The organism is Limnohabitans sp. (assembly GCF_040400975.1).
Lineage (GTDB): Bacteria > Pseudomonadota > Gammaproteobacteria > Burkholderiales > Burkholderiaceae_C > Limnohabitans_A.
Map to the genome: position 1 here is coordinate 165,613 of NZ_JBBAPF010000002.1, position 21,432 is coordinate 187,044.

Annotated in this window: 23 protein-coding genes; 13 read left to right on the forward strand and 10 right to left on the reverse strand. The window is 50.7% G+C overall.

Annotated elements, in window-relative coordinates; all coding sequences use genetic code 11:
• Positions 1 to 416: 416 nt before the first annotated feature.
• The 5 genes from ABWQ00_RS02760 to ABWQ00_RS02780 all read right to left on the reverse strand — a co-directional run bounded on the left by ABWQ00_RS02760 (position 417) and on the right by ABWQ00_RS02780 (position 3,519).
• Positions 417 to 935, reverse strand: coding sequence for a hypothetical protein (locus tag ABWQ00_RS02760; protein ID WP_353237130.1), 519 nt, complete (start codon positions 933 to 935; stop codon positions 417 to 419).
• Positions 932 to 1,138, reverse strand: coding sequence for a hypothetical protein (locus tag ABWQ00_RS02765; RefSeq protein ID WP_353237131.1), 207 nt, complete (start codon positions 1,136 to 1,138; stop codon positions 932 to 934). The genes ABWQ00_RS02760 and ABWQ00_RS02765 overlap by 4 nt, the downstream gene beginning before the upstream one ends.
• A 14-nt stretch (positions 1,139 to 1,152) precedes the next feature.
• Positions 1,153 to 2,232, reverse strand: a complete 1,080-nt coding sequence (locus ABWQ00_RS02770; RefSeq protein WP_353237132.1) for a S1 family peptidase — start codon at positions 2,230 to 2,232, stop codon at positions 1,153 to 1,155.
• A gap of 411 nt (positions 2,233 to 2,643) precedes the next feature.
• A complete protein-coding gene (locus tag ABWQ00_RS02775; protein ID WP_353237133.1) occupies positions 2,644 to 3,084 on the reverse strand; it encodes a GNAT family N-acetyltransferase in 441 nt (146 codons plus the stop codon).
• Positions 3,085 to 3,123: 39 nt separating this feature from the next.
• Positions 3,124 to 3,519 (reverse strand): phosphopantetheine adenylyltransferase, encoded by a 396-nt coding sequence (locus ABWQ00_RS02780; protein WP_353237134.1) that lies wholly within the window; start codon positions 3,517 to 3,519, stop codon positions 3,124 to 3,126.
• Between ABWQ00_RS02780 and ABWQ00_RS02785 the strand changes: the two genes are divergently transcribed.
• The gene (locus tag ABWQ00_RS02785; RefSeq protein ID WP_353237135.1) at positions 3,518 to 4,177 is read left to right on the forward strand and encodes a helix-turn-helix domain-containing protein; all 660 of its coding nucleotides are present in this window, start codon (positions 3,518 to 3,520) and stop codon (positions 4,175 to 4,177) included. The two genes, ABWQ00_RS02780 and ABWQ00_RS02785, sit on opposite strands and share 2 nt — an antisense overlap.
• A gap of 298 nt (positions 4,178 to 4,475) precedes the next feature.
• Here the strand turns inward: ABWQ00_RS02785 and ABWQ00_RS02790 are convergent, their stop codons facing one another.
• On the reverse strand, positions 4,476 to 4,697 hold the full coding sequence (locus tag ABWQ00_RS02790; protein WP_353237136.1) for a helix-turn-helix domain-containing protein: 222 nt from the start codon (positions 4,695 to 4,697) through the stop codon (positions 4,476 to 4,478).
• A gap of 1,108 nt (positions 4,698 to 5,805) precedes the next feature.
• Here ABWQ00_RS02790 and ABWQ00_RS02795 point away from each other — a divergent pair.
• The gene (locus ABWQ00_RS02795) at positions 5,806 to 6,831 is read left to right on the forward strand and encodes a tyrosine-type recombinase/integrase (protein ID WP_353237137.1); all 1,026 of its coding nucleotides are present in this window, start codon (positions 5,806 to 5,808) and stop codon (positions 6,829 to 6,831) included.
• Positions 6,832 to 6,842: 11 nt separating this feature from the next.
• Here ABWQ00_RS02795 and ABWQ00_RS02800 read toward each other — a convergent pair whose 3' ends face one another.
• Entirely contained in the window at positions 6,843 to 9,272 is a 2,430-nt protein-coding gene (locus ABWQ00_RS02800) for a VIT and vWA domain-containing protein (protein WP_353237138.1), read from the reverse strand.
• Positions 9,259 to 9,657 (reverse strand): helix-turn-helix domain-containing protein, encoded by a 399-nt coding sequence (locus tag ABWQ00_RS02805; RefSeq protein WP_353237139.1) that lies wholly within the window; start codon positions 9,655 to 9,657, stop codon positions 9,259 to 9,261. The genes ABWQ00_RS02800 and ABWQ00_RS02805 overlap by 14 nt, the downstream gene beginning before the upstream one ends.
• 219 nt (positions 9,658 to 9,876) lie before the next feature.
• On the opposite strand from ABWQ00_RS02805, the gene ABWQ00_RS02810 reads away from it, so the two are divergent.
• Together ABWQ00_RS02810 and ABWQ00_RS02815 are read left to right on the forward strand one after the other, a co-directional pair.
• Positions 9,877 to 10,509 carry a hypothetical protein gene (locus tag ABWQ00_RS02810; RefSeq protein ID WP_353237140.1) on the forward strand — a complete coding sequence of 211 codons (633 nt, stop codon included), beginning with the start codon at positions 9,877 to 9,879 and terminating at the stop codon, positions 10,507 to 10,509.
• 111 nt (positions 10,510 to 10,620) lie between these two features.
• Positions 10,621 to 11,004, forward strand: coding sequence for a hypothetical protein (locus ABWQ00_RS02815; RefSeq protein ID WP_353237141.1), 384 nt, complete (start codon positions 10,621 to 10,623; stop codon positions 11,002 to 11,004).
• Between the two features lie 1,073 nt (positions 11,005 to 12,077).
• Here the strand turns inward: ABWQ00_RS02815 and ABWQ00_RS02820 are convergent.
• Positions 12,078 to 12,806, reverse strand: a complete 729-nt coding sequence (locus ABWQ00_RS02820; RefSeq protein WP_353237142.1) for an LrgB family protein — start codon at positions 12,804 to 12,806, stop codon at positions 12,078 to 12,080.
• Entirely contained in the window at positions 12,803 to 13,150 is a 348-nt protein-coding gene (locus tag ABWQ00_RS02825) for a CidA/LrgA family protein (protein WP_089957336.1), read from the reverse strand. The genes ABWQ00_RS02820 and ABWQ00_RS02825 overlap by 4 nt, the downstream gene beginning before the upstream one ends.
• Before the next feature lie 285 nt (positions 13,151 to 13,435).
• Between ABWQ00_RS02825 and ABWQ00_RS02830 the strand changes: the two genes are divergently transcribed.
• The 9 genes from ABWQ00_RS02830 to ABWQ00_RS02870 all read left to right on the forward strand — a co-directional run bounded on the left by ABWQ00_RS02830 (position 13,436) and on the right by ABWQ00_RS02870 (position 21,432).
• Positions 13,436 to 14,680, forward strand: a complete 1,245-nt coding sequence (locus tag ABWQ00_RS02830) for a GTP-binding protein (RefSeq protein WP_353237143.1) — start codon at positions 13,436 to 13,438, stop codon at positions 14,678 to 14,680.
• 93 nt (positions 14,681 to 14,773) lie between these two features.
• On the forward strand, positions 14,774 to 15,763 hold the full coding sequence (locus ABWQ00_RS02835; protein ID WP_353237144.1) for a CobW family GTP-binding protein: 990 nt from the start codon (positions 14,774 to 14,776) through the stop codon (positions 15,761 to 15,763).
• Positions 15,760 to 16,899: a hypothetical protein gene (locus ABWQ00_RS02840; RefSeq protein WP_353237145.1), complete on the forward strand. Its 1,140-nt coding sequence runs from the start codon at positions 15,760 to 15,762 to the stop codon at positions 16,897 to 16,899. The genes ABWQ00_RS02835 and ABWQ00_RS02840 overlap by 4 nt, the downstream gene beginning before the upstream one ends.
• A gap of 182 nt (positions 16,900 to 17,081) precedes the next feature.
• On the forward strand, positions 17,082 to 17,828 hold the full coding sequence (locus tag ABWQ00_RS02845; protein ID WP_353237146.1) for a DUF1826 domain-containing protein: 747 nt from the start codon (positions 17,082 to 17,084) through the stop codon (positions 17,826 to 17,828).
• Complete coding sequence (locus tag ABWQ00_RS02850; protein WP_353237147.1) at positions 17,825 to 18,202, forward strand: DUF1636 family protein; 378 nt, start codon at positions 17,825 to 17,827, stop codon at positions 18,200 to 18,202. The genes ABWQ00_RS02845 and ABWQ00_RS02850 overlap by 4 nt, the downstream gene beginning before the upstream one ends.
• Positions 18,203 to 18,224: 22 nt before the next feature.
• A complete protein-coding gene (gene folE2, locus ABWQ00_RS02855) occupies positions 18,225 to 19,154 on the forward strand; it encodes a GTP cyclohydrolase FolE2 (protein ID WP_353237148.1) in 930 nt (309 codons plus the stop codon).
• Positions 19,151 to 19,660 (forward strand): phosphoribosyl-AMP cyclohydrolase, encoded by a 510-nt coding sequence (gene hisI / locus ABWQ00_RS02860; protein ID WP_353237149.1) that lies wholly within the window; start codon positions 19,151 to 19,153, stop codon positions 19,658 to 19,660. The genes folE2 and hisI overlap by 4 nt, the downstream gene beginning before the upstream one ends.
• Positions 19,661 to 19,672: 12 nt before the next feature.
• On the forward strand, positions 19,673 to 20,635 hold the full coding sequence (locus ABWQ00_RS02865; protein WP_353237150.1) for a M14 family metallopeptidase: 963 nt from the start codon (positions 19,673 to 19,675) through the stop codon (positions 20,633 to 20,635).
• 35 nt (positions 20,636 to 20,670) lie between these two features.
• Positions 20,671 to 21,432, forward strand: a complete 762-nt coding sequence (locus ABWQ00_RS02870; protein WP_353237151.1) for a ZIP family metal transporter — start codon at positions 20,671 to 20,673, stop codon at positions 21,430 to 21,432.

Genomic DNA, 21,432 nt, shown 5'->3' on the forward strand with positions numbered 1-21,432 from the left:
TTCAAAGGAGCACTGCATTACGCAGGCTTTGCGCGCAAACAGTCGCTAAAGGCTGATAAAAGTCATTCGCGGGTGACTTGGAATGACCGAAGCCCTCGACCCGGACTTTCAGCAGGCTGGGGTGCGGATGCATGTTGCTGCTCGGAGTCCGGATAGTTAGAACTGATAGAAGTAAGTGGTGCCGTAGATTATGCGATTGCCCATCTCAGTCCATACGCTTCGATGCCAACAGGCGGCACCCGTGTTTGAGTCCTTCTTGACTTCATCGTTGATCACGTCGTGAACTTCCTTTGTGATCCAAATTGGGTATCCATGCTTTCCAGCGAGCTTTGCTGCATGATTTGCCGCGCGGCCAATCCAAACGAGATCGTTGTCACCACGAACGCCGATACTTGCAGCTTGAATTGGACTTACGTCTAAATGTTGGGTGAATAGGGCAACTTGTCAGCCGCAGCCAGATCATTCTTTTTAGCCCAAGTGTGTGCCGTCACTAGGCATATGGCCAAAACACTGCCGGCAAGCCACATTGCAAACAAGCGCAGATTCAGCCCAACCCGGCTTGCCAAGTGAATGTGAATCAATGCGGTCAGCGTTATTAGTACAGCATTTGGAATGTTGTGTATGTCAGTGGGCCATGGCCAGCCCAAGTTAAAGAACATCCACGGCAAGGCGTAGTTGAGAACCGCTGCATCTATGAAGGACGCACCAGCTGCAATGATGGTGTGTTCAGCAAGCATTGTTCGACCTTGTTCTTGCCAAGTTACCCAAGACCAGGCACTGATCCAACAAGCCAAGATGGCGATTTCCTCTACCATCAGCTTAGTGATGAATGCTGTATCGGCGGCGCTGCTGTAGATTGGCAAATAGACCCATAGTTGAGCTGCCAGCCAAGCCAGGATGAAAGCGGGTGCGGCTATGAGAGGTCTTGACATCATGGTTTAGCCTTCGGGGTAAAGCTCAGGCTGTCCATACTTTTCAGCAAGATGGCGCGTGCGCTTTGATCATCAAAGCCAGACATGCCGATGGCCACCAGCAATGCATCTTGGCCTGAAACCAAGGGCGTATATCGAAATCGATAGTCAAACAAGCCCGGGAGTTTTTCGACTGCACGTCTGCATGCATGCAGTTGAATTGGCAAATCAAAACGCCCCCTTAGGCGTTGCTCCGTGCAATTCCAAGAGGCAGTAGGACCATCGTATCTTTGACGTTGCGCAGGCGGGTTAATTGATCTTCAACCAATCGTGCCAGGCCGTGTGAGCTCATTTTTTCGCTGTTGAACCAAAAACTGCCCATAACGATGTGGCCCGCGTTCTGTTGGTCCGAGATGTATAAACTTGATGAGGAGTCGCACCGCTGATCAACTCTTTTGTAGTGGTCATTCGGTGTGTCTTTACGAGCGGCAGAGCAGGGTTGATCTCTAGAAATATCGCCTCTCACCTGAAAAGGACCAAGTCGCCGAACGCTGTGTGTCGGAAGATCAAACCGCATCACGATTTGTTGATTGAATGCGCTGACTTGGCGTGCAATGTCCTTGCGTAGGTCATCTAAACTGGGTGACTTTTGAGGAGTGTTTCTGCGGATCAGTTGACCCACAGCCTCTGCAGGGACTGCCAGTCCCACTAACTGGTATTTAGTACTGGTGGCCACATTCACACCAATGACCCGACCATCTGCGTCTAAGGTCGGCCCACCACTCATACCGCCATTGATAGCACCGCTGAAAATGATCAATGGCGTTGAGGTTTTGTCTGTGACGCCGTTAAACGTACCCGTCACGATGCTGTGTTGATAACCGCCTGGCTTGCCCATGGAATAGCCCGATTCACCACGGTCGGGCAAAGTCTCACGCAATTCCAACAAGGGGACCCGCAGGGCTTGTTCAACCTTCAAAATGGCCAAATCATTTTGAATGTCGACAGCCAGGATTTCGGCCTTGAGATCGCCTTGATCCATCGACACAATTTGCAGTGTGTGATCGTCCGGCTCAAAAATGGAATCTGAGATGGCGTGGTAGTTGGTGATGACCCAATCTTTTCGGTGGGTCACAAACCCACTGGCCACGGAAGAAACGCCCAAGTTGGTCCGATTTTTCGTTACCACTTCAACGACAGACGGACGGATGCGCTCGTAGAGTTGGCGAGAATTGGGTGGCGCTGCGAATGCAGTGATCGAAATTGTGCACAGAAGCAATATGGCCAAAAAGGGAGAAACAAGCCTGTTCGGCAAATGCATGGCCAAAACTCACAAAATTATCAATACTGGGATGGTAGTGGATGTGTGGGCTCACGGGATGAGCCAGGAGCGATTTTTCCCTTGTCTGAGCAATCGCTTTACGCCTGCTGGGACGGGGAGCATTGGGTGATCATGCGCCGAGTCAATATTGAAGAATGGCATTTCCCCAAATTCCTAGACACTTTTCACAGCGCAGTGTGACTCTCCCCCTCGAACTCATGAGATCAGATTTAGGGGATGACTGCAATGCACCGAAAGCAGCAGCTCGCTTCTTGTTGGAAAGTCTGGCGGTGCCAAATAACGGTCTTTGCCCATTAAGCCTTCGTGATCGTGCGGGATCTGAAACAACTTTTGCTTTCGTTGATTCTCAAGTCCGGTCCCAAGACCACTAATCAAGATGCCTACGGTGGTTCAAGTCATCAATTTTCTGTATTGAATAAAGCCACTCTTGTCGGCAATCTTGTCGTACAAGTGCATGGCATCGCTGTTGGTCTCGTGCGTGAGCCACCACACACGGCTGCCGCCTTGCGCTTTTGCTACCGCATACACATGTTCGATCAATGCGCGTCCCACGCCTTTTCCGCGCATTTCCGGCGCTGCGAACAGGTCTTGCAGGTAAACGTAGTCCCCTTCAGTCCAGCAGCTGCGGTGAAAGATGTAATGCACCATTCCAATCAAATTGCCGTCAACCTCTGCGACTGCGCAATACATGGGTTCTGCAGGATCCAAAAAGCGTGACCAGGTTGTGTCCGTCGTTGCTTCCGCGATGTTGGTCTTATAGAAAACTTGGTAACCCTTCCAAAGGGTTACCCATTGCGCGAAATCATCTTCGTGAGCCATTCGGATTTTCATATGTTCTCCTTGGGATTATTAAATTTTTAAACAATTAAATTATCTCGTGCCATAAGCAAAATGCCACTCAGTCAATAAACCTGCCGCCAGTAATGCAGACGCAACTGCGTCAGCCCTTATGACCCTGGATATTGCAGGGTTGTAGTCTCCAACCCACATCGCCACAACGATGAAACTGGCTGCGCTGAGCAAACCGGTAACCAGCACAGTGATGCGAATAGATGGCAAAGCAATGGCCAGTAGCATCAATAGACCCAAGATGCCAAACAACAGGGCTCGATGCTGCAACAATATGGCGACATTCGAGTCAACCACCTCGATGCCATAAAGTTGGGTCAGCGCAGCCGAGCCTGAAACACCATAAACCGGTATCAGGTGGATGATCCCAGATACAAGGAGGGCAATGGTGGAACCGTATTCAAGCAGCTTAGTCATGACAAAAATGAAGTGCAATTTGGATGCAGACATCCTGCCTGCTTCCCCAGCCAAGTGCTTTCAAGAATCGCCTGTCTTGCCTCGGATTTGTATCGCGCCAGCTCGTGCAATGTACGTGGGGCCGGGTCTGCAACTTGAGCCGCACAGCAACGCAGCGGCCACGATCGCGATCGCGCTAAAAGAGTCTTTTTCGCTTCGAACGTTCAAGCCGCCAAGCGGCTGGTCTGAATGGCGCTCCTGCATGTCTGCGCTCATTCCCTCCGAGACACTTCATCACATCAAGAGCGACGGACCCTTGGCTTTCCTTTACTTGGATCCAGTCACCGATCGCCAACATCCGCTCACTCAAGAGGCTTTGGATCGAGGTCGAGCCCAGTTGCTTCAAATGGACCCAAAATTCGGTATCCACGACGCCTTTGGGGCGTTTGATATACAGCCCCAGCGGGCACGCGATGCGCGTATCGAAAGGGTCGTCCTGGAAATAGAAAAACGACCTGCCGCTTTTGGGCGACTGGCCGAAGCAGCCGAACTGGCCTGCTTGTCTCCATCACGCTTCAGGGCGCGGTTTCAAGTAGCAGTAGGTTTCCCACCAATAAATCGAGCGATTGCTGGGTCAGCCCATATGGCTGCCAGTGCAGGAAAGTCATCGAGACGATGAGCACGCAAAATCAGTCGGTCGGTTTCAATAACGGGTGCGCCCATGCTATTTAGTTCCAGTTGCTACATTTCAGATGGGAAATCTACTACTGCTTAGATAGAACGTTGATCGACCGCTTATCTCTTTGACTGAAAGCCGCTTCTGGCCGCCAGTGGGAAATCTTCAGTGATCCGATGTCTGCAACCGCTGCATCATCGCCACCCAAGGCAGCGCCCCGACCGTTCGCTTTGGGTCGAAAAGTCACTCTTGTGCAACCTGGCAGGAGCAGAGGTAGCTTCAAACCACGCACCACGCTGGTCTATTTTTTCTGCACTTTGATTGAACCTAAGGCCTCTACCCGGTCTTCGGAAATATCCAGAGCCACGCCCATGGCTATAACCTCGCTGGCAGATAAACCAAACATGCTTTTGAAAGCACTGCTCAGATGAGCAGAACTTGAGAACCCGGATTCAATCGCTGCGGTGGTCAAACTTTGGCCTTGGGCGACAGCGCGCATGACGATCGCCATGCGTCGCCACATGCGATAACGACGAAACGGCAAGCCTTCGTCGCGGGAGGAGTGCTGGGCGAGGCTTCTTCGCTATATCGGGCACTGGGAGTTACTTGGCTTTGGCTTCTGGGCTGTGCAATGGAAGGACGGTACTCAGCTCATTGGCGAGGTAGGCTTTGCGAACTGGGAGAAAGACATAAGTCCTTCCCTGGATGGCCTGCCGGAAGGAGGTTGGGTGGTCCAGCTTCAATTGCTCTGGAGACTTAGGTTTGACGAGTTCGTTGATCCGCATATTTTTATTTATGAGCAGATCGAAATTGAGGGGACGAGATGTCGTCTTTTTGCTAAATAAATATAGAGAAAGGAGAGCAACTATGCGATTTAACGAAATAGTCAGTGCGGACGATCAACTTGCTCTTTGGCGATTGATTTCAGACAACGTTTGGTCAGCTGTGCTGGCCCAGGCCAAGGAGCAGGAAAGGCTCAAGGCGCAAGCTGCAGCCACCCCCAAGCCTAAGAGGATCAAGCCTAAAAAGATTGTTCCGAAAAAGCCACCAGCCCCCAAGCCAAAACCACCAGCCCCGAAACCACCCCCACCCAAAAGTCCAGGACCCCAGCAGGCGAGAGTAGTGACCCCCAACAGACCCCCACCACTGCCCAGCTCACAGCCAGTACTCAGGCCCACACATTCAAAGCAGCTTCAGCCAGGCCGATGCCTATGGATTGCAGCAACAAGCGATGGGGTCAAGCCAGGCCAACTTGCCACGATAAACCGTCGAAAGACCCGAAAACGCGGGGTTTTGGCCCCGAATATGGCCGTTTTTAAAATCTTTGGTCATGGGGATGACAGGCATAGCAAAAATGGTTTCTGCATACCCACGGGCAAAGTCTGTTGGCTCTATTGGGTATTCATTAAATCGGGCATCTTGCAACGCGTAAAACAAGCGCTACACGGCTGATTTGGATTCCGGTATCGACACGGTTCCAAGGCCTATATGAGTGGTGTTTTAGGGCTTATTTGGTGCAGGAAACTTATTGGATTTTCTGTCCAGATCGACCTGAAAATTCGTCTAAATCCGGTTGTCCATCTGCGTCTTTGACAGTAAATTTGTTGGGTGCAAATTGACTATTTTTGAGCATGAGTGACGGCAACTTTGAGATTGTTAAATCAACTTCTGAAGCCGTCTTGCGGCGGTTGGTTCGGGTAAGGGGTGTTGACTTTGATGAGTCGTTCGTTGCAGAGCTCATTGGCAACTATTTCATCCGCAAAGAAATGCATGCCGAACCCAAAATTTCGGATGCCGTGGCGATTTACCTCCATGAAAGTGATGCAGGTGACGGCCGTAAATTCAAGGGCGATGTCTTGCATGTTTTCAGGCGCTTTTCGTCCTTGGTGGGTGATTTGAACCTATGTGATCTACGTTATGTGCATGCATGCATTTTTCGTGACCATTTGCTGAGTTTGGGTTTGAAACCTGTGACAGTCCGCAAGCAAACGGCGATCTTGAACGCCATGCTCAATGTGGCATTCAGATGCCTAGACATCGACAGATTGAGCCCATTTCGAGCACTGAAAATTTCCGGCGAGGACGAGCGCAGGCCAATGCCTGTCATTACCCATGACTTGTTGCTGGCAGTCAAAAAAAAGTTGATGACGCGGTTCAAGCCCTACAAATTGATTGGACTGATCCAGTTGAATACGGGCTTGCGACTGTCTGAACCTGTGTACGCCCGCGTTGAGGATTGTGTTTTTGATCACCCGATTCCGCACATTTGGATCCGTAAAAATGCACTTTCCAATCGAAAGAACAAGAGCAGCATCCGGGCGGTACCGTTGGTAGGGGTGTCGCTGTTTGCAGCCAAGCGACTGGTGGAGATGGCAAAGTGCGAAGGTAGTGAATGGCTGGTGCCGCAGTATGCCCACTACCATGGCAGCAACAGTTGCTCGGCCATCATGAGCAAATACCTGGCCGACCTAGACTTCAGAAGTCACATGTTCCGTCATGCCCTGATCGACAGGATGAAAGCCTGTAATGACATTCCCACGCGTTTGGCCGAGAGCATCACAGGCCACTCAAGTGGTGGATCTGAGTTCAATAACTACGGCACGGTGGGCTACACGCTTGAGCAGAAGCTTGATGTTTTAAACCGGATTGCGGTCTAGTTTCATGCGAATCAGACCGCAGCTTCTTGTTTTAATTCGGACAGCTCTGCATAGATCGCCTGTTGTAGATCGCTGTCAATCGGCGACAGGAAGTCTCTCAATATCCTTTCTGCATGCCGATCGAGTTCGACGGATAGGTTTTCCGCTGCCCAGCTGATGAAAATCGCCCAAATTGGGGCTCCAGAGCCAGCAGCCTTCATGTGCTTTGTGATCAACCACTCCATGTAGTTGGCTTGGTTCGTTCGAAGGCATGCGGCAAGTGCAGATCTGAATCTCGTGTGCGTCAGGGCTACTTGATTGAAGCTGCTCAGCAATTCATGAACTGGGTTGTTTGTTATGGTCTTACTGGCCAGGATGGCCTTCAGCTCATCTGATGTGCCCTGTGGTTTTTTGACCGTGTGAGTACTTTGTGGCTGTTTATTAGGCGTACTGACGATGTCCTTGAATTTCTGTACGAATGTTTTGACGGGCTTTGAATCGGAGGACGACTCTTGTTTTCTCAGAAAAGCCGGTATCTCAATGTCATCCATGCCTGCGTTAGCCATCCCATCAACTCGGGCGGCAGAATGTGACCGATTTGATCGCCACATGGCCGGAACTGACATGCTCATATCGATTCGAGATTCAGCTATGAAGGGTACGTTGTCACAACCAGTGCGCATGACTTGAAGCGAAGGGGCTTTTCTTGAATACGCAATGGCTCCGTTACCACTCCATCCGGCAGCCAACATAGGTCTTACCTGGTGTAACTCCGGCAAGTCGTCTGCTTTCTCGTTTTCAGCTCTTTCGTGAACAAGAATTAAATTGGTTTCGCTGGTGACCAATTGATATTCGACAGCGAGTCGCTCTCGCTCTTTGGCTTTTGTTAAATCATTCAAGCGCAATGCAGCTGCAATGCGAGAGAGGTCAAGGCTTTCATCCCAAATCACGGGGCAGGGGGTAGGTTCACCGTTGGGATATACGGTCTGGACCACTTTCAGTTCATCCAGCGGGCTGCCTTGAGTATTGATTTGCGTCCATGACATCAAGGAGCTGCCTGCTGCTGCATGGCCCTTTGATTTGGATTGCCAGACGATAGGCGCTTTGCAAGTGACTTCTTGTTCGATGGCCTGCGTTTGCCGAATCTGGATCAACAGGCGCTCGACGGCTTTTTGCATGCTTTCACGGGGTGTCACCATTTCGCTTGCGCCACCCGTGACGTCTGCCATGTCCTTGAGCAGACTTTCTGATGGCGCTGAGCCCACGCCCACGGCATAAATGCGTTGCCCAGAGGCGCGCACTGTGGCGATGATTTCTTCAATGTTCCAGACCTCGCCGTCAGTGATCAATAAGATCACCGCATTTTTGGATTCTTCGGGTGAGCCACTTTGAATGGCGATGACCTCTTTCAACGCGTCATCAATTTCGGTACCGCCCAAATCCGCATTCAAGCGACGCGATGACGCTTTCAAAAGTTGACGGTAAATGAGTGTGCAAGGCTTAAGTTCGGAATGGTCGTGGTGGACACTGCTGCCAAACCGCGTAAACGAGACTTGGTCCGTATTGTTAAGCTGTCCAAACAGCCAATTGAGGCAGTCTTTGGCTTGTTCAATGCTGTCGCCCTGCATGGATCCAGAGCAGTCGACCAGTACCTTGATAGAGATAGGGTGCTGCTTTTCATAGCCGGTTGGACGGTACACACCGCCAGTCAATACCTTAGCCTCTCCTGGGCGAGCCGAGTCATGAGCTGCGACTGCGAAGTTCATGTCGCCAAGACGGTCAATAACCAAGACGAAGTCACGATCCAACCATGCAGCACCCTCTAACTTCAAGCTGCATTGATTGCCCTGAGGGCTCAGTTGGATTTCATGGCTGGGGCTGTAAACCGTGCCTTGGCTCAGGTTCTCAGACAGTTCAAGATTCAGAAACAGCCGATGTTCGGCCTGTGGATTGGCTTCAGCTTGTTGGTGCAGCTTCAAGCCCGCAGCCGATGCATCCCCGTATCGCGGTGCAATGGTTGTTGGCAGACTGAAACGGATCGCACCATCTTCGGCTTTTAGGATTTGAGCGTAGTCAAGTTCAATGACCACCTCATCCCCTGTCTGTATGTTGCCGATATTGGCCGTGTACAGGTCTTTACCTGACCGCTCCAGCATGACTGGCAAGTCACCGCTGCTGATGGCCTCTTCATATTGCGCTTCAGCCACTTTCTTGGGCTTGACGGTTCCGGTCATGCTTTTGCCGTTCAGTTCCACTCGCATGCCCAAAAGGACGCTTTGCCATCCCAGAGGGAAGGTGTAGACGCATTCGACGTTGTCATCCGACCAGTTCTTGTAAACCTGGCGAACCTTGATCTGGGCCACCAAGCCATTGAGGCGTCCAGTCACATGGGCCGACACCAACCCAATGTTGGCTTCCATGTCCTGGGCGTGCAGTCCAATTTGTTTTTTATTCGCTTGCATTGATTTCTTCCCAGGTGGTGAGGACGGAACGGACAAATAGACGGAGTTTTTCAGGCGACAGACCAGCGATTTGAGGCTCTAAATGCAGTTCAACGCCGGGGGCCATGAATACCTTACTGATGACAGAGATGTCTCCAGCAGTTTTTGGCGGGGCCGGAGGCGTAGCGATGCCATGCATCAGTTGCTTGATGCGTTCCAGCGGCGTGCCCTGATCAGCCATAGCCCGAACCTTCAGCACCTGATCCAAGTGCTTTTGGGTGTAGCGAGCGTGTTTGCGGTCGCCCTCATGACGGTCAACCAGCCCGAGCTGTATGTAGTAACGGATCGTGCGCAGCGGCAAATCGGTCAGTGCGCTGAGTTGGTCCAGGGTGAAAGTGGTGTCCATGCACCTATGATACAGTTAAACTGTCAGTTGAGTGCTGGCAGATGAAAACATGATGTTTGTCAAAAGATGAGCCACAATCAAGATTCATTGAATCAGACTGAACAAATCATGCATGAAGAGTCATACTGCTTTGTGCCGCTTGCTAGCCGCCGTCATAAAGCTTAATTTATTTACCTAAATTATTTTCTGTAACATTCAAAACTTTTGAAATTCAAGTTCATGAAAAAAAATTCATTTCAGAAATCATCTTTTGGTTCAATGTATTATATATTGAACAACGGAGTTTGTTATTTTTCTGTCAGAAGACGAGGTTTGGAGGAGACATTAACGAAAGTTAAGAAATATAACGATTCCAAAAATGGAAAAATTAATTCTGAATTGGATCATTACCTATTTGTGGAGCATGAAATTGAAAAAAATGAAGAGTTATTAAATTATTTTTTAAAAGTTTACTCATCATCTCAAGACTTTATTCGTGACAAATACTTCGCATTTCAACTTAATCCTAAATTGCAAGGTGATCTTGAAATACTTGCTGATGTACTTGTTTGTATTGACCATAATAAAGGAGATACAACTAGCTCAGTGAATTACAATGGAAATGATGTTCAAACATCATTGTTAATTTGGAATAAGAAAAAAGGAATTTCTAAGTTTTTCAGTAGTTCTAATCAAGGCAGTTTGGTATCATCATTGCCTCTTGCTACTGTAATTTCTTTTGTTGCTGAAAATAAATCCATAACCTTTAAAACAAAAAACGGTGAGTTTTTTCAGTACGGAAATCAGTCGTCCATAACTGAAGATAACTACGATCGGCTTTACGATCAAAACCAAGTTGACTTTTATGGATAATTTTGGTGCTAAAGCCAAATCAAACTAGTGTCCGACTCTTGACTGAATCAATATCGGCTGCTAACATTTCTTGCAGAAGAACGGGTTTAAAGTCTTAGGGACGGGCTCCGAATGAAGGGTAAGCTGGGTAAATTTGGTGCTGGTGCTAACCCCTTTATAATCAAATTAGAGAAGTTGCTTAATTTTGTGAATTTTATGAAAAATCCATTTAGTACGATTGAACAGCTCGCTCAAGAGGCAATCAATAGACACTATAATCTATTGGTGATAGAAAGTTGCGTAAAAGATTTAATTGGTCAAAACATCCGCTTTGGAAAGTCTATTAAAACCTGTGCGTACAGAAGGCATTTGTCGCATTCATTTTCAGTTCTAACTGTTAGTCAGAAAACGGCAGCAAACTATATAACAGCCATTGTGGCAGCTGTTAATGATGGAGTTCCTTTTTCGCTATCTTCAAGTAAACGTTCTATCAGAAGAAATTTTTCTGTTTTATAGTAAACAAGCGTTGCATTAATAGATTTCATTTGATATTTAAAAATATAATTTTTCTTTTTTATTTTAGTTGTGTGGTTGCAATTTTTACTTCAAAAATTTATTAATGCATTTGCCATTTAATGAGGTAAGAGACATATCTTGCCTTGAATAAAAATTTTAATATTTTCCATTGAAAAATAGAAATACTATAGATTTCGGTAAGAGCTGTAACGCCATTGATCAAGGTGCATAAAATATCGTATAGATTTCTTGTATCTTTTTTTAATAAAAATATTTAATTGACTGCTAGCTTTTCAACAATTACTCAACCATAGCAGTCGCAAAAGATGGTTGCATAAAAGCTTTATAAGCTTAGTTTAAAAGCGATCAATGGCAGGGGCATACGCCTTTACGGTCTTTAGCCAAGATGCAATAAGGTAGACAATTTTTATTGGTAAAACTGTATATACATTGACCGGCTCGAACCAAAACTCTATATACATTGAACCGTTTCTGAGCCACAATGACATCGTGAGAGGTGCTTAAAAAAGCAGCACCGTAAAAAGAAATGACACTGGTTTACAGCTGGATTCACAGAAGTCGTATTTTAATACCACTTTATAATTACATGGGTATACTACTAGTATACTACTTTGACCCTGTTGAAAACAGCTAAGTTGTTGTTTTTAAACGGGAAAATGGTGAAATGTTGGCGTTTTCACACTGCAGGGGTCGCAAGTTCGAAACTTGCATCGCCCACCACAAAATTCCCAATGAAATCAAGCACTTAGAGGAAACTCTAGGTGCTTTTTCTTTGGTTCAAAGTAGTATGGTCCGGGTTTACTACTTTTCATAGATTTTTCGATGTCTTTTCATAGATTTCGGAACAGCCAAACAAGCCTAATTCAATGTCTAAACAATGATGCCTGCGTGGTGTCAATGTCGCATTGTTTTTTGCCACTGCGCATACACAGCTAGCGCTGTGCTCAGCTTGGAAAAAACGCTACGTTTGTTTTGAAACGAGTCCAGCTACTCAGTCCAGCGAGCCTTGGTATCCCTCCGACCCGGTTGCTGTGCCAAGCTCAAAACAAATCTTAAAACCACCATGCCACCGCATACGGGATCAACATGGCCCCTGCAATGCCATGCAGCCCCATGCCCAAGCTGGCATAGGCACCAGCCTCGGCGTTCACGCTGAAAGCGCGTGAGGTACCAATGCCGTGCGCGGCCACGCCCAGGGCAAAGCCGCGTTGCCACCAGGCCGTCACGCGCAGGGCGTCGAGCACATAGCGGCCAAGCACCGCGCCCAAGATGCCTGTACCCACCGCAAAGATGGCGGTCAGGGTGGGTGAGGCTTGCACCCGCTCGGCAACGCCCATGGCAATCGGTGCGGTGACCGACTTGGCCACCAGACCGCGCACCAGCGCTTCGTCCACACCCAGCCAACGCGCCATGCCCACCGCCGTCAGTACCGAAGTCACGCCGCCCGCCATGAGCGACAGCAGCAACACACCCATGCGCCCCTTGAGCGAGGCAAAGCCCTTGTAAATCGGAATGGCCAGCGACACCGTGGCCGTGCCCAGCAAGAAGTGCACAAACTGCGCGCCTTCAAAGTATTGCGCATAGGGCATGTCGATCACGCTGATGCCGATGCACACCAGCACCACCGCAATCAGCACCGGGTTGGCCAGTGGGTTGCGCTGGCTGCGCTCGTACAAGGTCAGGCCCAGCAGGTAAGCGCTGAGCGTGAGCACCAAAGCCAGCAGCGGGCTGCCCGAGAGATAGACCCAAATGTCCGAGATGGGCGGCAGGGTGTTGTTCATGGCGCGCTGTCCTTTTTGGCGAACAGTTTGAGCACCAAGGCGGTCACCGCCACCGTGGCCACCACGCTCAGCACCAGCGCCGCTGTGATGGCCCATGCGTTGGCCTGCAACACCGGCAAATACAGCACCACACCCACCGATGCAGGAATGAACAACAGCCCCAGGTGCTGCAAAATGCCGCTGCCCACCAGGTCCATGGACGCAGGCACATGACCGCGCAGGGCCAAAAACGCCAACAGCAAAACCAGACCCAGCACGGGCCCTGGGATGAAGGGCAGGGCGAACTTGGACAGCAGCTCGCCGAGGGCTTGGAAGAGGAAGAGTTGAACGAGGCCTTGGATCATGGCCTCAGTGTAGGTCAGGGGGCGAGAGGCTGCGACCGTGGAAACAGTGCGAACACTTTTGCGCCCACCACAGCCAATGCGCGCCAAGGCCCGATGGCCGCCGCCCCTGGGCAATTACCTCGAAGATCGCTTGGTATTGCCGAGTTTTTCTTTCCATTTTGGTATCAGTTTGCTTTATAGGTACGCTGATCATGGCAGCGAAAAGGCATTGTGCCAATTTCTTATTGCGAATAAAATATCATTAGCATTAAATCGCATGAAATATCTAACCCAAGCCCCAAGTCCATGACTACCCCCAAACCAACACGCTTGCCCGTGACCGTACTTTCAGGTTTCCTGGGCGCAGGTAAGACCACATTGCTCAACCATGTATTGGCCAATCGTGAGGGGCTGCGTGTGGCGGTCATCGTCAATGACATGAGCGAGGTGAACATTGATGCGGCCCTGGTAGACCAAGCCGCAAACAATGCGGGTGCCGCTTTGTCTAGAACAGATGAAAAACTGGTCGAAATGAGCAACGGTTGTATTTGCTGCACGTTGCGCGAGGACTTGTTACTTGAGGTCAGAAAATTGGCAGCTGAAGGCCGGTTTGACTACTTGCTGATTGAATCCACTGGCATTGGCGAGCCGCTACCCGTGGCTGCAACATTTGACTTCACTGATAAGGATGGCAACTCATTGAGCGAAGTTGCCAGTATTGACACCATGGTGACCGTGGTGGACGCATTCAACTTGCTGACCGACTACAGCAGCACCGATTTGCTGGAGCAGCGTGGTGAAACGGCTGGGCCAGAAGACACCCGAACCTTGGCTGCCCTATTGGCTGAACAGATTGAGTTTGCCGATGTCGTGGTGGTCAACAAGATCGATAAAGTAGACGCAACGCGACGTGATGAAGTGGTATCCGTAGTCAAAGCCTTGAATCCGGTCGCGAAAATCATCTTTTCAGACCATGGTCGCATTGAGCTCAAAGAGGTACTTGGAACAGGGCTCTTTGACATGGAGCGCGCCAGTCAGATGCCAGGATGGGTGCACGAATTGGAAGGTCGGCATACGCCAGAGACCGAAGCCTATGGCATCGAGAGTTTTGTCCTCAGAAGCCGGGAGCCACTGCACCCGTGGCGATTCTCTACCTTCATGGAGTTGCCATTGCCGGGACTTCTCAGGGCCAAGGGCTATGTCTGGTTGGCCAGTCGCCCCGATTGGGTTGTGAGCTATTCGCGAACAGGCAACACGGCCACGCATGAGCCCGTGGGCCGCTGGTGGGCGGCTGCGCCCAGAAGCAGTTTGCCTGCTGTGGGCAGCGCAGAGCGCCGCGACATTGATGCGCGCTGGAAGCAGCCACATGGGGATCGGCTCAATGAAGTGGTTTTTATTGGTCGCCAGATGGACCGTGCAGCCATCGAGCAGGCTTGGAAGGCCATGCATCTGAACTTCACCGAGACACGCAAGGGCCAAAAGGGCTACGCAGGTTGGACCGACCTGCCTGACCCATTTCCAGAGTGGCAAAGAACTGAGGCGCTTGCATGAAGAAGCAGTTGTTGCCTCAGAGCTGCGAAAAGCGATCGGTCTTGCCCAGATTGTTGCCACGAGTCAAGAAGCAAGATTGAAAAGGAAATCACCATGTCGCTGATCCCCGTCACCATCCTCACCGGCTTCCTGGGAAGCGGTAAAACCACCTTACTCAACCGCATCCTCAAAGAGCAACACGGTCACCGCATCGCTGTGATCGAAAACGAGTTTGGCGAAGCCGGTATCGACAACGACTTGCTGGTGCAAGACGGCGATGAGCAGATCGTCGAGATGAACAACGGTTGCATTTGCTGCACAGTGCGCGGCGACTTGGTGCGCATTCTGGGCGAATTGCATGCAAAGAAGTCATCAGGCACACTGCATTTTGACCGCGTGATCATCGAAACCACCGGGCTTGCAGACCCCGCACCCGTAGCCCAGACATTCTTCGTTGACGAAGACATTGTTCAGCACTATTTGTTGGATGCCATCGTGACCATGGTAGATGCCAAACACGCCCCGCAGCAACTCGACGAACACCACGAAGCGCAAGAACAAGTAGGCTTTGCTGACCGCATCCTGATCACCAAAACCGATGTCGTCACGCCCAGTGAAGTTGCACGGTTGCGCCAACGGCTTGTGAAAATGAACCCCCGCGCAAAAATCGCCGAAGCCCAGCATGGAGTGGCTGCCATCAACGACTTGCTTGACATCCGTGGCTTTAACCTCGGCGCCATTCTGGAGATCGAACCCGACTTCCTGACCGATGTCGATCATGAGCACGACGACGATGTGAGTTCATTTGTTTTTCGAGAATCACGCCCGCTTGACATGGTTCGGATCGAAGATTTCCTTGGCAGCATTGTGCAGGTCTATGGAACTCAACTGATGCGCTACAAAGGTGTGCTGAACATCTTGGGCATCAATAAACGGGTGGTGCTTCAAGGGGTGCACATGCTCATGGGCAGCGACTACGGCAACGCCTGGAAACCTGGTGAAACGCGGGAGAGCAAATTGGTCTTCATTGGTCGAGACATGCCCAAGGAAGTCTTGCTCAAGGGTTTGGCGCAGTGTGTGGCAGGCGAGGTTCAGTCAGTATGAGCGAACAAACGTCTGCCCCTCAGGTTGATGCGTTTTCGGCTCAAGCGCAGTTTTTTCATCACTCGGTGTCTCGATGGCTTGAACGCAAAGACGTCACCATCGCATGCGGACGTTGGTCAGACGGTGCAATTTCAGAGATTATTCCGGACGGTCAAGCCAAACTGTTACCAGCCATCTACGACGGTTGTTTCAACGGTGTTCGGGAAGTGCGTTTGGAGGGGCAGTCGCATCACTTGCACGTTGATTTTGGCCGAATACACAAACTGGCCTATACAGTTGCTCCCAGCGTTTGCCTGAACTTCAAGCCCTCGTTCGAAATGCGCTTGCTCACCCTGGGTGCGGGTGGTGCACCGACAGATCGCTGGCTTGTATCCTTGATGCTGGAAACACCCTATTCAGAGGACCAGTTAAACGAAGATATTGCCTTGCAGTTCCTCGTTCAAGCAGTGCAAGAGGCAAGGGAGCGCCCCGATCTGGTGGAGGTGCGCATTGATCCAGAGGTGCAGGTTGGTCCTATTGGCCCTCAGTTGTTAAACCTCTTGGGCAAAGCTGTTGGGCATGGTGAAGGCGTTGATTGGGACACAGCCCTTGCCGCCATTTCAAGCCCAGCCCTTCCTGAACTTGCACCCTTTGACCCACCACTACTGCCCTTGCTGCGTAAGGCGCTGGCTTTGCGTGATGCCTCATTGGTCATCTTCCGCGACAGAACCTTGATTGAGTTCAAGACAGAGCGGCTTGATGGCATCCACCGCTATGAGGAGGCGGGTCATATTTCCTGGCAAATTGGCGACCAACACGATCACCATTGCCACCTGTCGCTCAGTGTTATCACCAAGGTGTTGTTCTCCGCAGAACCAGTCAGTTGCCAAGGAGGTGGATTGAACTACACGGTTTGGTTTTTGACCTCGGGGCCATGCGGTAATCCCTATCGTCGAGACGGCTACTTTTCCATTGTTTTGAACCGACCCTATAGCGGTCGGCAACCGCGAACAGAAGTTATCGAACCTGTGCTGGAACTGTTTCGTCTTTTTCAGCACGAAAGCTGGGTCGAAGCTGATGAGACCTTCATTCGAGTTGTGCACGAAGGCCCGCCAGAGCGCCCAACGCGCACTGAATTAAACGATGCCCCGACTTAGCCGAGATGACGCATGGCGCGTGGTTTCTGCTTTGCGCCAATTGACGGTTCTGGACCCAGTGACAGCAGCCGATCTGGACGTCGCACGCGTGATCAATCGCTTGTCACATCGCGCCTGTCAGTCAAGCGGTGGATCCATGCCCGTGACAGCCCGCTTGCATCACCCTGATGTGGAGGTACAACATGACAAACCACCAACAAACCATTGTCGAAAAAGTCGATGAATCGGCTGAAATTCACTTGAACGTCAGTATCCATGCTGGATGCCTTGAAGATCTGCACGTTCAAACAGCGTCGCAGGAGGTTCGGCTCGGTGTCGAGCCTGCAGTATTGCAATCCATCGCTGAAACGGGCGTTGCAATCTCTGTCTGGCAGCGTGGGGTTCGCAATGATTGGCAAGCGTGGTTAACGCAGTTGCCAAGCCAAACACTGCCGTGTTGCCGCCTTCAAGTTTCCTTGGATGAAGCAATCCCTGCGCTGCAAGCTGCCTGTGATGCCAGTGGCACGCCGCATGGCCAGTCAAGAAACGATTTCGTAGAAGACATTGCAAAACTGATCCAAATTTTTTTAACGCAGGCAGCTTGCGACAAGGTGCAACTGCGTCTGGACGTCATCACGGACAATGCGTGCAAAAAATGGCACCGTGATTGCACACCGCTGCGCATGGTATGTACTTATCGTGGCCCAGGCACCATGTGGGTGCCCTCAGACTTTAGCAGGCAGACTTTAGAAAAGTCAGAGGATGAAGTGCCATGGGCATCGACCATGAAGACCGGTGATGTGGCGTTCTTTAAAGGGTGCGGCTGGCCGGGGCAGGCGCATGAAGGCGGTGTTGTGCATCGCTCGCCAAGCATCACCGGCCAAGGGATTGCCCGTCTGGTGCTCGTTCTTGATGCTGCCAGGGAATCGATGACCAGGAGCACATCATGAGTACAGAAATACTGATCTGCGTTCTGTGTCGCCCAGCTGACTTGCCACGGGAACATCCTCGGCCTGGACGCGCACTGCTGGAGGCGGTAGAAAACATGGCTTTACGTGATGGGCTGAGTTTTCCGATACGTGCTGTGGAATGTATGAGTGGTTGCAACAGGCACTGTACGGTTTCCCTACAGGCGCATGAAAAATTCACCTACATGTTTGGGGGTCTTGCCGCTGATGAAACAAGCGCTGAACAGATTTTGGTGTGTGCTCAGTTGCACCAAAACAGCGCTGATGGCTTGCTCAGCCGCAACCTTCGACCCGAGCGTCTTCGACAAGGAATTCATGCCCGTATTCCATCGATTTCATTGAAACCAATCGGGTGACATCACCCTTGAAACCTTACCCATGAACCAATCGACTAAGCCCAGCTTCCTTCCTGACATTTCATTATCAGAAAGCGCACCCCGCCACAGTGCACTCACCTGGGTTGGCATGCAGGGTATTGACTTGCCTCTGACCGTTGATGAGCCTGGGTGTAGCCGCGAGTTGCATGCTTGTGCCGATGTGCAGGTCAACCTTCCAGCGCCGCACATCAAAGGCATTCACATGTCACGGCTGTTTAGATTGCTCGACGCGATGGGGAACGGACAGGGTTTGACTGCAGCTGGAATTCACCAAGTTTTGAAAGCCATGATGGAGAGTCACGCGGATTGTCAAAGCGAAAATGCCAGGCTCCAACTGAATTTCAACTTGCTACTGCGTCGCCCAGCATTGGTCACTGAAGGCCTCGCGGGATGGAAGTCTTATCCGATCACCATCCGGGCCTCACTGATGAGTGGTCAATTTCATTGCCGCATGCAAGTCAAAGTGGGTTACTCGTCGACATGTCCTTGTTCTGCAGCATTAGCCAGGCAATTGATAGAACAAGCATTCCTGGCTGAATTTGCAAAGCAACCTTCGCTGAACCAGCATCAGGTGGCTGAGTGGATTCGACACAATGCCAGTGCAGCAACGCCACACAGTCAACGCAGTCAAGCGCATGTCACGGTCGATGTCAACGAAGCTTCAAGCAGTTTAGGAATGCTGGCACTGATCGAGTGCATTGAGCAAGCGCTGGGAACCCCAGTACAGACCGCAGTCAAGCGAGCGGATGAGCAGGCATTCGCAGCCTTGAACGGACAGAACCTGATGTTTGTTGAAGATGCTGCACGCCGTATCAAAGCCTCTCTTCAAGGATATGAGCACCCCGAGATTTTTGTGCGCCATTTGGAGAGTTTGCATCCCCATGATGCCGTGGCATGGTCAATTCCTGAAATTGGATTGGGTTCCATATGAGTAACTCCATAACAGCCGAAACATCCGGATCAGCAGGCCTGCTCTTTGCGTCCAGAATCTCGGTCGAGCAGGTCGAAGAAGGATTCGAACTGGCACCCAAATTCGATCGCGATGGACTGATTGCCTGCGTGACCACAGATGCCATGACAAGGGGGGTTCTGATGCTGGGCTATATGAACCGTGAAGCACTGGAACTCACCCTGCTGACAGGCGAAGCGCACTACTGGAGCCGCAGCCGCCAGGTGCTGTGGCGCAAAGGCAGTTCCAGCGGGCTGGTGCAGCGCGTGGTCGAAATGCGCATTGACGACGATCAGGATGCGGTGTGGCTATGTGTGTCACTCTCAAGCGGAATACGCAGCGAACCTGCCAGTTGCCACGTTGGCTACCGCAGTTGTTTTTACCGTACCGTTGAATTAAAGACGGGCAAGCTCTCTTTCGCAGAAAACACAAAAACGTTTGATCCCAAATCGGTTTATGGGGATGCTCCCAATCCCACGCTACTTTGAAGCGAGCAGGCAATGAACGACAACACAACACCAAGCAGTTTGACCGTTTACCAATTTGCGGGCTTGCAAACAGGTCCCAAGTTGATCGTTCTTGGGGCCGTGCATGGCAACGAGACTTGTGGCGCAGTTGCTATTCAGAAAATCCGCCAAGACATAGAAGCAGGAATGCTTCCCATTGAAAGGGGAACACTGACATTGATTCCCATTACCAATCCGCTTGCCTATCAAAATGGACGGCGTGAGGGTCAGCGCAATTTGAATCGGAATATGCAAGTCACTGCAACGCCACAGGACTTTGAAGACCACGTCTGCAATGTGCTTTGTCCGATGCTCGCAGCTCACGATGTGCTTTTGGATCTTCACTCATTTCACACGCCGGGCATCCCCTTTGCCATGATTGGACCGCCCAATAACGATGGTGAGCTGGAGGCGTTTGCCCGTGCGGATGAAGAAGAAGATTTCGCGCGAAGCTTGGGTGTTCATCGATTTGTCGAAGGCTGGCTGGATACCTACGCCAGGGGCGTGTATGAACGCCAAGATCGTGGCGTGGATGCCAACATCAATTACGGCATGGGTACAACTGAAACCATGAGGCGTATGGGCGGCATTGGCATCACATTGGAATGTGGTCAGCACGAAGACACTGCAGCGCCAGAGCTTGCCTATGCTGCCATCTGCAAAGCCTTAGTGCATCTGGGCATGTCATCCAGTGGAGCACCTTCTGAACCAGGAAGTCCTCACCAAGTGATCAATATGTATCGCGTTGTGGACCGTTTGCATCCCGACGATCAATTTTGTCGTGAATGGCGAAGTTTTGAAGTCGTCAAGCAGGGCGACTTGATTGCTCATCGCAAGGATGGCACAGGGCTATTTGCCGATCAAGACGGATGGATTGTGTTCCCAAACCCTAGCGCACAGGTTGATCAGGAATGGTTCTATCTTGCAAAAGCGTCCAGCCGTCTGAGTATTGATTGATAACCTGGTCCTCACTGATTGATTGTGAAATTTAAATGCCGTTGATCCTGCAAATTTTGATGGCTTGTCTGCTCGGGGGGGTGCTGAGTTTATTGGCTGCTTTCCTGGTGATGTCTGGCCTTCCAAAAAAATGGTTGTCCTATGCGGTCAGCTTTTCTACGGGGGTACTTCTCGCGACTTCCATGCTGCATTTGTTGCCTGAGGCCTTGAGTTCTGGATTGACACCTCAAGAGGTTTTCCCCGTTTTACTGGCCAGCGTTTTAGGCTTCTTTGCTTTAGAAAAACTGACCATCTGGCGTCACTCGCATCATCATGCTGACGAAGGTCATCTGCAAAAAAGCTTCAAGGTGCACAGCTCAGGGCATCAACACGGCGATGCAGGCGTCTTGGGAATTTTGATCGGTGATGGATTTCACAACTTCACGGATGGCGTGCTCATCGCCGCTGCTTTTCTCACAGACCCGGCATTAGGATGGGCAACTACACTGGCCGTTATTGCTCATGAGATTCCCCAAGAAGCTGGCGATTTTGCAATATTGCTTGCCGCTGGATGGGCGCGTAAAAAAGCGTTGTTTTGGAATGGTGTCTCCAGCGTGGCATCGGTGGCTGGCGGCATCGTCGCTTTTTTATCACTGGAGCACACTGAAGCGTGGATTCCCTATATCGTGATCGTTGCCGCAGCCAGTTTCATCTACATTGCCATTGCTGATTTGTTGCCCAGGCTCAAGTTTGAATTTCAGGGGCTCGGGTGGCATTCACTTTGCATTTTGATGGGTATTGCCATCACCTTGCTTTGA

Excerpts from the sequence above, each read along its gene's own strand:
- ABWQ00_RS02760 (WP_353237130.1), bottom strand. The coding sequence starts at position 935 with ATGATGTCAAGACCTCTCATAGCCGCACCCGCTTTCATCCTGGCTTGG.
- ABWQ00_RS02770 (WP_353237132.1), bottom strand. The coding sequence starts at position 2,232 with ATGCATTTGCCGAACAGGCTTGTTTCTCCCTTTTTGGCCATATTGCTT.
- ABWQ00_RS02775 (WP_353237133.1), bottom strand. The coding sequence starts at position 3,084 with ATGAAAATCCGAATGGCTCACGAAGATGATTTCGCGCAATGGGTAACC.
- ABWQ00_RS02785 (WP_353237135.1), top strand. The coding sequence starts at position 3,518 with ATGACAAAAATGAAGTGCAATTTGGATGCAGACATCCTGCCTGCTTCC.
- ABWQ00_RS02780 (WP_353237134.1), bottom strand. The coding sequence starts at position 3,519 with ATGACTAAGCTGCTTGAATACGGTTCCACCATTGCCCTCCTTGTATCT.
- ABWQ00_RS02790 (WP_353237136.1), bottom strand. The coding sequence starts at position 4,697 with ATGTGGCGACGCATGGCGATCGTCATGCGCGCTGTCGCCCAAGGCCAA.
- ABWQ00_RS02795 (WP_353237137.1), top strand. The coding sequence starts at position 5,806 with ATGAGTGACGGCAACTTTGAGATTGTTAAATCAACTTCTGAAGCCGTC.
- ABWQ00_RS02800 (WP_353237138.1), bottom strand. The coding sequence starts at position 9,272 with ATGCAAGCGAATAAAAAACAAATTGGACTGCACGCCCAGGACATGGAA.
- ABWQ00_RS02805 (WP_353237139.1), bottom strand. The coding sequence starts at position 9,657 with ATGGACACCACTTTCACCCTGGACCAACTCAGCGCACTGACCGATTTG.
- ABWQ00_RS02810 (WP_353237140.1), top strand. The coding sequence starts at position 9,877 with ATGAAAAAAAATTCATTTCAGAAATCATCTTTTGGTTCAATGTATTAT.
- ABWQ00_RS02815 (WP_353237141.1), top strand. The coding sequence starts at position 10,621 with ATGAAGGGTAAGCTGGGTAAATTTGGTGCTGGTGCTAACCCCTTTATA.
- ABWQ00_RS02820 (WP_353237142.1), bottom strand. The coding sequence starts at position 12,806 with ATGAACAACACCCTGCCGCCCATCTCGGACATTTGGGTCTATCTCTCG.
- ABWQ00_RS02825 (WP_089957336.1), bottom strand. The coding sequence starts at position 13,150 with ATGATCCAAGGCCTCGTTCAACTCTTCCTCTTCCAAGCCCTCGGCGAG.
- ABWQ00_RS02830 (WP_353237143.1), top strand. The coding sequence starts at position 13,436 with ATGACTACCCCCAAACCAACACGCTTGCCCGTGACCGTACTTTCAGGT.
- ABWQ00_RS02835 (WP_353237144.1), top strand. The coding sequence starts at position 14,774 with ATGTCGCTGATCCCCGTCACCATCCTCACCGGCTTCCTGGGAAGCGGT.
- ABWQ00_RS02840 (WP_353237145.1), top strand. The coding sequence starts at position 15,760 with ATGAGCGAACAAACGTCTGCCCCTCAGGTTGATGCGTTTTCGGCTCAA.
- ABWQ00_RS02845 (WP_353237146.1), top strand. The coding sequence starts at position 17,082 with ATGACAAACCACCAACAAACCATTGTCGAAAAAGTCGATGAATCGGCT.
- ABWQ00_RS02850 (WP_353237147.1), top strand. The coding sequence starts at position 17,825 with ATGAGTACAGAAATACTGATCTGCGTTCTGTGTCGCCCAGCTGACTTG.
- folE2 (WP_353237148.1), top strand. The coding sequence starts at position 18,225 with ATGAACCAATCGACTAAGCCCAGCTTCCTTCCTGACATTTCATTATCA.
- hisI (WP_353237149.1), top strand. The coding sequence starts at position 19,151 with ATGAGTAACTCCATAACAGCCGAAACATCCGGATCAGCAGGCCTGCTC.
- ABWQ00_RS02865 (WP_353237150.1), top strand. The coding sequence starts at position 19,673 with ATGAACGACAACACAACACCAAGCAGTTTGACCGTTTACCAATTTGCG.
- ABWQ00_RS02870 (WP_353237151.1), top strand. The coding sequence starts at position 20,671 with ATGCCGTTGATCCTGCAAATTTTGATGGCTTGTCTGCTCGGGGGGGTG.